This is a genomic window from Shewanella sp. ENK2, assembly GCF_043568515.1.
GTDB lineage: Bacteria > Pseudomonadota > Gammaproteobacteria > Enterobacterales > Shewanellaceae > Shewanella > Shewanella japonica.
Window position 1 is genome coordinate 1,118,311 of sequence record NZ_CP171406.1, and the last position, 12,169, is coordinate 1,130,479.

At 41.6% G+C, this 12,169-nt stretch carries 11 protein-coding genes and 1 pseudogene; 9 read left to right on the plus strand and 3 right to left on the minus strand.

Annotated elements, in window-relative coordinates:
- Nucleotides 1-113: 113 nt before the first annotated feature.
- A pseudogene (locus ACGEDC_RS04995) lies at nt 114-1,834 on the minus strand (putative bifunctional diguanylate cyclase/phosphodiesterase); the annotation flags it as partial.
- A 742-nt stretch (nt 1,835-2,576) separates the two neighbouring features.
- Between ACGEDC_RS04995 and thpR the strand changes: the two are divergent.
- Nucleotides 2,577-3,128 carry an RNA 2',3'-cyclic phosphodiesterase gene (gene thpR, locus ACGEDC_RS05000; RefSeq protein ID WP_394496867.1) on the plus strand — a complete coding sequence of 184 codons (552 nt, stop codon included), beginning with the start codon at nt 2,577-2,579 and terminating at the stop codon, nt 3,126-3,128.
- A 104-nt stretch (nt 3,129-3,232) separates the two neighbouring features.
- Here thpR and pepB read toward each other — a convergent pair whose 3' ends face one another.
- Nucleotides 3,233-4,507 carry an aminopeptidase PepB gene (pepB, locus tag ACGEDC_RS05005; protein WP_080916766.1) on the minus strand — a complete coding sequence of 425 codons (1,275 nt, stop codon included), beginning with the start codon at nt 4,505-4,507 and terminating at the stop codon, nt 3,233-3,235.
- Nucleotides 4,508-4,888: 381 nt separating this feature from the next.
- On the opposite strand from pepB, the gene sfsA reads away from it, so the two are divergent.
- The 8 genes from sfsA to ACGEDC_RS05045 all read left to right on the plus strand — a co-directional run bounded on the left by sfsA (nt 4,889) and on the right by ACGEDC_RS05045 (nt 11,845).
- The gene (gene sfsA / locus ACGEDC_RS05010) at nt 4,889-5,593 is read left to right on the plus strand and encodes a DNA/RNA nuclease SfsA (protein WP_055024923.1); all 705 of its coding nucleotides are present in this window, start codon (nt 4,889-4,891) and stop codon (nt 5,591-5,593) included.
- 118 nt (nt 5,594-5,711) lie between these two features.
- Nucleotides 5,712-6,155: an RNA polymerase-binding protein DksA gene (dksA, locus tag ACGEDC_RS05015; RefSeq protein WP_055024924.1), complete on the plus strand. Its 444-nt coding sequence runs from the start codon at nt 5,712-5,714 to the stop codon at nt 6,153-6,155.
- 239 nt (nt 6,156-6,394) lie between these two features.
- Complete coding sequence (gene gluQRS, locus ACGEDC_RS05020; RefSeq protein ID WP_394496871.1) at nt 6,395-7,267, plus strand: tRNA glutamyl-Q(34) synthetase GluQRS; 873 nt, start codon at nt 6,395-6,397, stop codon at nt 7,265-7,267.
- A gap of 186 nt (nt 7,268-7,453) precedes the next feature.
- Complete coding sequence (pcnB, locus tag ACGEDC_RS05025; RefSeq protein ID WP_394496873.1) at nt 7,454-8,797, plus strand: polynucleotide adenylyltransferase PcnB; 1,344 nt, start codon at nt 7,454-7,456, stop codon at nt 8,795-8,797.
- 2 nt (nt 8,798-8,799) lie between these two features.
- The gene (gene folK / locus ACGEDC_RS05030; protein WP_394496875.1) at nt 8,800-9,279 is read left to right on the plus strand and encodes a 2-amino-4-hydroxy-6-hydroxymethyldihydropteridine diphosphokinase; all 480 of its coding nucleotides are present in this window, start codon (nt 8,800-8,802) and stop codon (nt 9,277-9,279) included.
- A 65-nt stretch (nt 9,280-9,344) separates the two neighbouring features.
- Nucleotides 9,345-10,139 (plus strand): 3-methyl-2-oxobutanoate hydroxymethyltransferase, encoded by a 795-nt coding sequence (gene panB / locus ACGEDC_RS05035; protein ID WP_055024926.1) that lies wholly within the window; start codon nt 9,345-9,347, stop codon nt 10,137-10,139.
- 35 nt (nt 10,140-10,174) lie between these two features.
- On the plus strand, nt 10,175-11,020 hold the full coding sequence (gene panC, locus ACGEDC_RS05040) for a pantoate--beta-alanine ligase (protein ID WP_394496879.1): 846 nt from the start codon (nt 10,175-10,177) through the stop codon (nt 11,018-11,020).
- Nucleotides 11,021-11,308: 288 nt separating this feature from the next.
- On the plus strand, nt 11,309-11,845 hold the full coding sequence (locus ACGEDC_RS05045) for a hypothetical protein (RefSeq protein WP_065109453.1): 537 nt from the start codon (nt 11,309-11,311) through the stop codon (nt 11,843-11,845).
- Nucleotides 11,846-11,905: 60 nt separating this feature from the next.
- On the opposite strand, the gene ACGEDC_RS05050 is transcribed toward ACGEDC_RS05045, so the two are convergent.
- Entirely contained in the window at nt 11,906-12,103 is a 198-nt protein-coding gene (locus ACGEDC_RS05050; protein WP_055024929.1) for a YheV family putative zinc ribbon protein, read from the minus strand.
- Nucleotides 12,104-12,169: the final 66 nt, after the last annotated feature.

Below are 12,169 nucleotides of genomic sequence, written 5' to 3' on the forward strand. Positions count from 1 at the left end.
TTTACTCACAATCGCTTGTTGATGCTATCTCAACAAGGATTGTGTTATGTCTGCGCCATATGACAAAGAAAGGGTTGATATGATAAGTTTTCGCAGCTTCGCTGGGCCTATATTCAGTCGATCAGCCAAGGTTGTCTTAGCCCAGAATCTAGTTCCATTAATCGTGTCGGCTTACCAATCGCGTAACCTTGAGCATAATCTACACCTAATTCACGCAATAAAAGTCCGATGTTTTGATTTTCAACAAACTCGCCAATCACTTCAAAATCCATGTCTTTACCTAGCTGGCAAATAGCAGACACAATGGCTTTGTCACTGCGATCATTACATACATTCACAACAAATTGACCATCAATTTTGACGTAATCTACATCAAGGCACTTCAAATAAGCAAAGCTTGAGAAACCTGAACCAAAATCATCCAACGCAAGTTTACAACCAAGCGGTTTTAACAAATCAATCAAGGCTGTGGCTTGTTCAAGTTGGCTAACTGCGGCGGTTTCAGTGATTTCAAAACATAATTTATCAACTAATTCAGGTTCAACCATTAAGCGCATTTCAAGCCAGCTCATGAATTTACTATCTGATAAAGACACTGCAGATAAATTCAGTGAAACCATCTTAAGGTCGTCCCAGATCTCCATATGCCTTGAGCCCCACTTCAACAAATTGTCGATAACCCAACGATCGATACGAGATGCGAGGTTATAGCGCTCAGCTGCAGGTAAAAATACTCCAGGAGAAACATAGCGGCCATCTTCTTGAACCATCCTCAGTAAAATTTCCATATGAATGCCAGTATCTTTAGAAGACAGCGGCTCTATCAATTGGAAAAATAACTCAAACTGGTTAAGCGCTAATGCCGAGATAATATCCACAGACGCTAGCATTTGATTATAAAGCTGGTGCATTTGCGGATCATTTTTACTGTAAAAGTGCCAGCGATTTCGGCCATCTTCTTTTGCAATCCGACAAGCGGCATCAGCTTGACTCATGACGCTATAAATGTCTTCTGAGCGGGAGTTAAGCTCGGACATGCCCATACTCATACTGACGTTATGAGTGATCTCCCCCATGTGAATTCATGCTCTGAGAGTTGCTGACAAATCCGGCTAGCCACTTGTTCTGCTGAGGCTTTATCGGCGTGATACATTAAAATACCAAACTCATCACCGCCTAAACGGGCCACAATATCCCCAGTACGAAGCAGAAGACTCAAGCGCTTGGATACCTGACAAAGCAATTCATCACCCGCTTGATGTCCACTGACATCGTTAATGACTTGGAATTGGTCCAGATCTAAAAACGCAACACAAGCAGGTAACCTATCTTTCTCATTTATGGTTTCTTCGAGCATCGCCTCAAACTGCACCCGATTAGGTAAGCCTGTTAGTGGGTCATAATTTGATTGAAATGACAGCTCATCTGCTAAACGATATCGCTCAGAAATATCTTCAACCATCATGAGTAGTCGATGTTCAATATCAAGAGCACGACAAAAACTCATTTTATACCAGTGCTTAACACCTGAAACGATCAAGGGCAGTTCACACCAAGATTGGTGAAGTGCGCCTTCTCTAACGATGTGTAAACAATCCTCAAGCAATAAATGATCATCTGAATTAATCACAGAAAATAGACTTTTGCCTATGGTAAAAGGCAGGCTTTGACTGGCGACATGATTTTGATTACTAACATTATTGTCAGTACCAATCAGCGCACACGCTACAGGTAATTGTTGGAATAACTCAAGGTATTGTATTTCTTTGTTTTGCAGTAATTCTGATACTCGAGTGAGCTCTGCATGTGAGCAAAGCTTTAGCGCAAATTCATTAGTGAGATAAAACTGGCAATCATCCCCACCAGTAGCATGTACCGACCAATTAGCTTGGTGTTGATAAGGGATGAGACACAGCCGAGTATGACCGATTTGCGCCACATGATTAATCAATAGTCTTATCGGCTTAGCTAAAGAGTGACAAAATTGATTGAGTCCATCCACTAACGGCGCTGAAAAATGTAAATCATCATGTTCAGCTTGGTCACAATGAGGAAATAACCCACTATGGTTATTCAATAAGAGTTGCTCACATAAGTCAGGATAAGAAGCGAGTGATAAACCGAGTAACTCTGCTGTTTGCGCATCAGAGTCATACACTTTTAAAGCATTGGCTTGCACAACACAGTCACTGGTGATGTGTTCTGATATTTGAGACAGTACGATCACTACGCCGTCACAGTCTAGTTTCTGCGTTAATCGCTCAACTTCTGCTGTGACTTTTTCTGATGATAAAAAGCGACTTAATTCAGATGACTGTTCACTGACCCATACCGATTTAAATTCGCTATCAACCATTATGCGACTCATTAATATTTGGCAATGTAGCTCTCATTATTGCTAAGGTTTATCCAACCTCATGTTCGATAAATTCAATGGATTTTGTGTTGCTTGCATTAATCTTAGATTAAAAACGACAACTTTTTACATTAAATTAATTGTATTTAGTAACTAAATTACCCCATTAGCGACCCGCAAGCGATACAATTTGATTCAAGATATTTATAAGGATGGACTAATGTCTAAAAGTGTTAACAAACGCACTTTTGTCGGTTTTTCGATTGGAGATTCAATCGCCAATGAGTTAAAGGCACAGCAAACCTTCATAAAGCCGTTAGTCGCTCAGAAAGCTAAAACCGTAGCAAAAGAGAACTTTCATATCACTGCCGCTTTTTTAGGGAATACAAGCTTGGCTGATAGGGTTGCACTTAGCCGCTTAATTGAAGCAGAAACCTTTCATGCTTTTACCGTATCAATGCCCCATATTGCTCATTGGCCACAAGCTAAGCTGATTTGTGCAGAAGGGATGGCTGTTGATAAGCTATCTTACATAGCTAACCAATTACAGAATATGGCAAAAGAATTAGGCCTTATGCAAAGTCAACACGACTACCGACCCCATGTAAGCTTATTTAGACATTGCACCTTACCAAATGAGCAAACAAGTTTTCCATTCTTATTAAAGGCACCGATTACCGTCACAGCAACACAACTGACGTTATTTGAATCCCTCAATTTGCCTGGTGGGGTTAAGTATCTACCGATTCAGCACTGGCCTCTTACGCCATAAGTTCAATTGCTGTTCAAGTAGTTCACTTTTGATGAAAGCCCAATAAAAAAGCCGCAATATTGCGGCTTTTTTATCTTATTAGCGTCAACACGACACTATCGAATTTACTCTTCTAGTAAAGCGGCAATAGTAAGTACACCATGCCCTGTCGCGCCTGCGCTCCATAACGCTGAATCAGAAGATGAGTAAGCCGCGGCTAAATCCATGTGTAACCAATTCATTCCCGGCGTGACAAAGCGCCACAAAAAGCCTGCGGCATTAGATGCACCACCTGCTCCACCACCTTTCATAGCACGACTGTTAGCTGTGTCAGCAAAAGGAGAAGGACACATATCTTTGTGCCATTCATTTAACGGTAATGGCCAAACATTTTCAGAAACGTCAGCAGCTTTTTGTTGCACACGTTGTAAAGTTTCAGTTTGTGGCGAGAATATCGCATTATAATTATCACCCACTGCCATCACAGCAGCACCAGTTAGCGTAGCAGCATCAATGATCAATTCAGCCCCGGTGTCTGATGCAGCTTGCAAACCATCCGCTAAAACAAGACGACCTTCTGCATCAGTATTAACGACTTCTACAGTGACGCCATTTTTGTAAGTCAGAATATCGCCCAATTTATATGCATGGCCACTAATTAGGTTTTCCGCACAACATAAGAACAACTTAACGCGTTTATTTAAACCGGCTTTCATTGCCAAGCCCAGTGCCGCAGTGACAGTTGCAGCGCCGCCCATGTCACACTTCATGTCTAACATGCCAACAGAAGGCTTAATACTGTAGCCACCAGAATCAAACGTAATGCCTTTTCCGACTAACGCTGTCGAAACAGGTGCATCATCACCAAGCGGATTAAAATCTAACACTAACATTGCGGGTGGACGCTCACTGCCGCGCCCGACAGCGTGCAAACCAATCCACTGCTTTTCAAGTAGTTCTTGGCCTTCAACAATTTCGTAACTGACATTGTCGCCACCAATCGCTTTTAACCAATTAGCAGCATGATTGGCGAGTACCACTGGTGATAGCTCTTCTGGTGTCTCATTGACTAACATACGCGCAAAGCTAGCCGCTTCGAAACGATGGGTTAATGTGGTTTGAGTCGCTTCATCGCCACACCAACGTACTTCAAACTCGCCTCTTGCCGTTGTAAAGCCTTGAGAGAAAGCCCACTGAGAGTCGATATTCCATAATTCACCTTCAAGCTGGACACTTGTAACACCTTGAGCGCGAATTTTTCGAGCTGCCATTTGTACCTGGCGAAGTACATCCGAATCAGTTAAATGAATTAACGCTTGATTACCTTGATAAGTCACACTTGCTTTGCCCCAAAGGCTTTGTGGCGCATCTTGTGTTAGGGCAACGGTCATTATTTGCATTATTTTGTCCTTATTATTCTGCTTGTGCTGTTCTTGTTTAGTGCTGTTTAGTTTTTTAATCGTTGTTGTGCTGTTCTTACATTGTAACGTTTGTTTCCAATGGGCTAAGTGTACTGTAAATCGGTAATGAAACGAGACTAAAACCAGCACAAAAATTAATATTAATTGTTAATAAGAATGTACTGCTAAAAATACCCACTCACAGTAAAATCAACCTAGCATTCGCTCTTACTTATGCACCCTTGAATAGTAGTTGAAGTCATACAAGCCCATGATATAACCTTTGCCTAAATAAAGTGAAAGTGATAATGCCAGTATGCATTCACTCCAAATCACTCAGCACTCCCAATCAGCCCTTTATTGCCTGGAGCACACTTTCTTATGGACTTTACCCCACCTTTACAAAAAGGAACGTTACTCAAACGCTATAAACGCTTTTTAGCTGATGTAAAACTAGAAGATGGTAGTGAGATTACCATTCATTGCCCAAATACTGGCTCAATGAAAAACTGTTTATTCCCAGGTGAAACCGTTTGGTTTTCCACATCTGACAACCCTAAGCGTAAGTACCCACATACTTGGGAAATCAGCGCTACGCCTGAGCAGCACTTAATCGGTATTAACACAGGACGTGCGAATGCCTTAGCCGAAGAGGCGATTAAATCAGGTGTAATCACTGAGCTTTCTGGTTACGCCAACATTAAACGAGAAGTAAAATACGGTGACGAAAATAGCCGAATTGATATTTTACTGAGTGATGACACACAGCCGCTGTGCTATGTAGAAGTGAAAAGTTGTACATTATTAGAGCAAACAGTAGGGTATTTTCCTGATTCTGTCACAGCTAGGGGGCAAAAGCATTTGCGTGAGCTAATGCATATGGTTAGTCTAGGTCATAGAGCAGTGTTATTGTTTGTCGTACAGCATTCAGGCATTAATCTCGTTCAAGCGGCAGAGCATATCGATCCACAATATGCATTATTACTTAAACAAGCGGTCAATAGCGGCGTTGAAGTTTTAGCTTATCAAACTGAAATCTCAGCAACCTCAAGTATCATTACCCGTTCATGCAAAGTTATTGTTTAGTTCAAAAATGAAAAAAATACTAATCAAATAGTTTGCCACGCTATAGAGTTTCTGCTATAGATAGCGGCCATAAATTTTACGACGCACATAAATCGCTAATTATTACAGGAGATGCGTTATGCCTGAAGGCACCAAAAAACTCGGCGTACTCGCTATCGCAGGTGTAGAACCTTACCAGGAAAAAGCTGGTGAGGAGTATATGGGTGAAGAGCAACGTGGTCATTTTAAAATGATTTTAGAAGCTTGGCGTAACCAGTTACGTGAAGAAGTTGATCGCACGTTGAACCATATGCAAGACGAAGCTGCAAACTTCCCAGATCCAGTTGATCGCGCAGCCCAAGAAGAAGAGTTTAGTTTAGAATTACGTGCTCGTGACAGAGAACGTAAACTGATTAAGAAAATTGAAAAAACACTGCAAAAAATTGAAGAAGATGATTTCGGCTTCTGCGATTCTTGTGGCGTTGAAATCGGTATTCGCCGTCTTGAAGCTCGTCCAACTGCTGATCAATGTATCGACTGTAAAACTCTTGCAGAGATCAAAGAAAAGCAAATGGCTGGTTAATACAGCAACCACTGAGAACTGTATATTCAGCTTATCAGATCGTAGGGCGAGATTATTCTCGCCCTTTGTTTTGGTATTTTTTATCGACTTCCACGCCAAAATCAGTTTGTATTGAACGCCCTTCTAAACATATATAGCAATAATAATGGGCAACAATAAGAAAGGCTCAATACCCTTTCTGATAATGATTTTGCTAACTTAATGTGTTCAATATTTCGCTTTCAATTAAGGGTTTTGTCGTGAACTCACCAGATTACATTGGCCGCTTTGCCCCTTCCCCTTCTGGCCCTTTACATTTTGGCTCACTTATCGCTGCACTGGGCAGTTTTTTAAGAGCAAAACATCAGCAGGGCCAATGGTTAGTCAGAATCGAAGACATTGATCCCCCAAGAGAAGTTGCCGGTGCGAGTGATGACATACTCAGAACACTTGAAGCTTATGGCTTACACTGGGATCAAACAGCGTTATTTCAACGTGATCGTAGCGAAGTTTATCAACGGCATATTAATGAATTGCTTAGCAATGACCAAGCATACTATTGCCAATGTACTCGTAAACAAATTGGGTTAATGGGTGGCACTTATGACAGTCGTTGTGGCTCACTATCACCTAGGTTAACCCAAGGTGCGATTCGTATTCGCAATCAAGCAAAAGTGAGTCAATTTCACGATGTTGTGATGGGAGACGTTAGCGTAGGTGATGATTTTGCTGGTGAAGACTTCATTATTAAGCGAAGCGATGGCTTATTTGCCTATCAACTTGCTGTAGTCATCGATGATGCTTTTCAAGGGATCACTGAAATTGTTCGTGGTTCTGATTTGCTAGAAACCAGTTGCAGACAATTGAGTATGAATAATATTCTTGGTTTTACTTCACCAAGCTGGTTGCATTTGCCCCTTGCTTGTACCAAGCCTGGCTTTAAATTATCAAAACAGAATTATGCGAATGCTATCGATGTAAAACACCCTCAGGCCAGCATTAACGCCGCTTTGAGGTTTTTAGGTCAAGCAGAGGTTGATACCGATAATGTCGATATCATGCTAAAACAAGCTATCGAACAATTTAATATAGCCGATATTCCTCAAGTATCTGAGATTCTGATAGCGCAGTGATATACTCATTAGCTTACAATTGGTATATCATAGCCGCCAGATTTTTAACCATTTAATTCTAACCATTAATCGTATCGTTCGAGGTGTATTATTTTTCGCCGTATTAGTCAGTTCTGCAGACAACTGTTTGAAGACAATAAATCCACTCCTGTCAATGAACCAGAAGTTCAAGATGACGGTCTTCGCTTGGACATTGTCACCAGAGATGCCCATACAATCTCTCGACGTCAAATCAGTGAAAATGCACTTAAAGTACTTTATCGCCTCAGCAAGTCTGGCTATAAAGCTTACTTAGTTGGCGGTGGTGTTCGCGATATTTTATTAGGTATGGAACCAAAAGATTTCGATGTCGTGACTAATGCGACCCCTGAAGAGATCAAAAAATTATTCCGTAATAGCCGACTCGTTGGTCGTCGATTTAGATTAGCGCATATTGTGTTTGGTCGTGACGTCATTGAAGTGGCAACGTTTCGTGGTCATCACGGTGAAACTGATGACAAGATTTCGAAATCGAATGCTGAAGGCCGTTTATTGCGTGATAACGTCTATGGCGAAATCGATGAAGACGCAGAGCGTCGTGACTTTACCATCAATGCACTTTATTACGACATCAGCGATTACTCTATTCACAGCTATGGCGGCGGTATTCGCGATCTTGATGACCGTACCATACGTTTGATAGGCGATCCTGAAACCCGTTATCGTGAAGACCCTGTCAGAATGCTACGCGCGGTTCGTTTTGCGACAAAACTCGATATGAGTATCGAATCCAAAACGGCTGAGCCCATTAACGCATTAGCGCCACTGCTTAAAGATATTCCAGCAGCAAGAATGTACGAAGAAGTACTCAAATTATTCTTTGCTGGTAAAGCACAAGCTAACTACGACATGATGCGTGATTTCGGTTTATTTCAGCCATTATTCCCGCAAATTTCAGCACTGATAAAAGAGCAGCCAAACGGCAATACTGCCAAAATGCTTAATGCTGTAATGACGAATACCGATTTACGTGTTAGCCAAGACAAACCTGTTACTCCAGCGTTTTTCTATGCAGCGTTATTATGGTACCCATTAAAACAACGTGCTGATGATATTGCCCTAGAAAGTGGTTTAAGCCATTACGATGCGCACGTCGCCGCGATGGGTGATGTGATGGAGCAGCAATGCCGCACTATCAGTATCCCACGTCGATTTAGCACTCCAGCTAAAGATATTTGGCAATTACAACTGCGTCTTGAGCGAAGCCAAGGCACTCGTGCCTTTAAACTGCTTGAGCACCCTAAGTTCCGCGCTGCATATGACTTACTGCTGTTACGTGGTGAAGCTGAAGGTGGCAATATCGGGAAAATTGCGACTTGGTGGAAATCATTTGTTGAAGCAGATGAAACAGAGCGCTCTGACATTGCTAAAAGCAGCAATAAAAAAGGCCCTAGCCGCAACAGAAACGCTCATCAGCGCAAACGTCGTCGCCCAAAGCCTAAATCAGATAACTCAGGTTCATCTGAAGTAAAACCGACTAACAAAGGTTAATCATGAGCACCACAGTCTATGTGGCGTTAGGCGCAAACCTTAATGACCCAGTACAACAACTTGAAGATGCGGTACTGGCGTTAAGAACCATTGCAGAAAATAATGCGGTGACCATCTCGCCGCTATATCGCTCTGTGCCTATGGGTGATGTTGAACAGCCAGATTATGTCAATGGGGTAGCAAGCTTTAACACGAACTTGACTCCCATGGCCTTACTTGATGCCTTACAACATATTGAAAATACCCAGGGCAGAGTCAGAGAAGTCCGCTGGGGGCCTCGTACATTGGATCTTGACTTGTTGCTTTATGGGCAAGAGTGCATTGACACACCAAGACTCACCGTCCCCCACTACGGCATGAAACAGCGCAGTTTTGTACTCATTCCATTGGCAGACATTAATCCGCAATTAATACTGCCTTGTAATACTGAATTAACACACTTAATTACCAGTGAAATGCGGGCTGAATTAGTCCAACTTTAATCAGCACTTAGCGATACGCACCGCAAATCGATAACTTGAATATGAATAACTTTTAAGAGTTTATTATGTCAAAAGTCACTAGCTCAACCCTTATCAAATTCAAACAAGAAGGTAAGAAATTTACCGCACTCACCGCATACGATGCGAGCTTTGCCGGCGCATTTGATAATGAAGGCATCGACGTTTTGTTGGTTGGCGACTCATTAGGGATGGTACTTCAAGGTCACAACGACACTCTACCTGTTACAGTCAATGATATTGCGTACCACACAGCCAGTGTTAATCGAGGTTGCAAGCGAGCGTTACTGATTGCTGATATGCCGTTTATGAGTTATGCCACGCCAGAACAAACCATGACCAATGCCAGCACCCTAATGCAAGCAGGGGCAACCATGGTCAAACTTGAAGGCGGTGAATGGCTACTAGAAAGTGTGAAAATGCTGACTGAACGCGGTATTCCGGTCTGTGCACACTTAGGCTTAACGCCTCAATCAGTACACGTATTTGGTGGCTTTAAGATTCAAGGCCGTGAAGAAGACAAAGCCCAACAAATGGTCGATGATGCATTAGCACTTCAAGCTGCTGGCGCTCAGTTATTGGTTGTTGAATGCATCCCTAGTGCGCTAGCAAAACGTATCACTGATGCGCTAACGATTCCTGTCATTGGGATTGGAGCGGGACGTGATACTGATGGTCAGATCCTTGTTATGCATGATGTACTTGGGATCTCTAGCGGTTACATCCCTAAGTTCTCTAAAAATTACTTACAACAAACTGGTGAGATTCGAGCAGCAGTAAGAGCCTACATTGAAGAAGTGGCTAATGGTACATTCCCAGCTGACGAACATGCGTTTAATTAATAACGCACTCTTTAATCGTTTATAGGTCAATATCAATGATTACCACAGCGAACATTGCTGAAATTAGAGCGCAAGTAAAAAAGTGGCACATGCAAGGCGATACCGTTGCCTTTGTGCCAACGATGGGCAACCTTCATAAAGGTCACATTACCTTAGTAACTGAAGCACTAAAACGTGCGGATCATGTGGTCGTATCAATCTTTGTTAATCCTATGCAATTTGGCCAAAACGAAGATCTTGATGCCTATCCAAGAACGTTACAAGCAGATAGTGAAGCATTGGTAGCCGCTGGCGCGGAACTCTTGTTCACCCCCACACCAGACATTATTTACCCTAAAGGGTTAGCGCAACAAACCTTCGTAGAAGTCCCTCATATTGGTGATGAGTTTTGCGGTGCAAGTCGACCAGGCCACTTCCGTGGTGTCGCTACTATCGTTTGTAAGTTATTTAATATTGTTCAAGCTGATGTCGCCGTTTTTGGCCGTAAAGATTACCAACAGTTAATGGTCATCACTGCTATGGCTGAAGATTTATCATTACCGATTGAAATTGTAGGCATTGACACAATACGTGAAGCCTCAGGTTTAGCGATGAGCTCGCGAAATGGCTATCTAACGACAGAGCAAAAACAGCAAGCTGCCACCATTAAACGGACCATGGATGCAGCTGCGCAACATGTTATGGATGGTAAAACAATCACTGAAAGCGAGGCAGTAGCCGCTGACATGTTGACCCAAGCAGGCTTTAAAATAGATTACTTTTCAATAAGAAATGCTGCCAATTTAGCCATTGCGACTGCAGATGATAAACACCTTGTTATCTTAGCTGCCGCCTACCTTGGCAACACACGATTAATCGATAACCTCACTTTCCAACGTTAATCTATTCACCACTTGCCCTGTAAGACTTAGCTGATTTTTCACTAAGTCTTACATATTTAAAGCAAAGTTCTTCAGTGCCAATAAAAAATCTACTGTCAAAAAACTGGTTTTCTCGTTAAAATTAGGCCATAGTAAAAAAGTATACCTACATTATTGTTACAACCGACTATAATGATTTACAAACTTCTAGAGCCAATGGACATTGGCCAACTAGCGGTAAACAACGGATATGTTTTTTAACAAAAGGTGTTAAAAGGATATTTGTTTATCAAAAGGATATGTGGCCGCATGCCAATTAGACTACTACTAACATTGATGATTGTATTATTTATGGGGCCGACGTTTGCCTCTGCAAATACAATATATAAGTGTATGAAGGACAACAAAATTGCCTTCAGCCAAACGGTCTGTCCGAAAGAATTTCGTCAGCATAAAATTGAATATGAATTAGGTATCACAACCGAAGTCGATTCTGACAAAGTCGTATTAAAAGAAGATCCGTTAAAAGCACTATTGAAAAAAGAAACCATCTCAAAAGAGAAACTGATCCAGTTGCTTGATAGTGAGGTGTATCGTCTTAAACAAGAAAATAGCTATTTTGAAATTTTACGTGCAAGCGAAATACAAAAGCTAGATAGAAATCGTTACTGGCATAAAAAAGAAAAAGATGATCCAGACTATGTGGAAGATTTAGGTGAAATTAATCATCGCTTTGATGAGTTAATGAAAAATAACCGTCATGTCATCATCGTGCTCATCGAACACAAAAACAAAATTCTTGCTGAAAGCGCCAATGATGGCGCTCTAGCTAAAGAAGAAGGCTAACGAACTCTTAGGCCGTTAGCCTTTACTTTTCTCACATTTAAGCATTGTCATCTTGAAAACTTAATCAGGTTTAAAGACCCCTATCACATCACCTGTGGCTTTTTTGGCAACTTTCGCCTCAGTTTGTTGCTCACGATAATCACAATCTGTGCATTCTACAGTTTCAATCCCATTTTCTTTAAATAACTGAATGCTATCTTGCGCATGACATTTAGGGCATTTAGCCCCAGCTACAAAGCGTTTCTTAATTTTTGTCATAATTTTATTATTTTTCTTCTACACATTTATCAATTCAATATCATTATTTTGCCATAGTTGTACTAA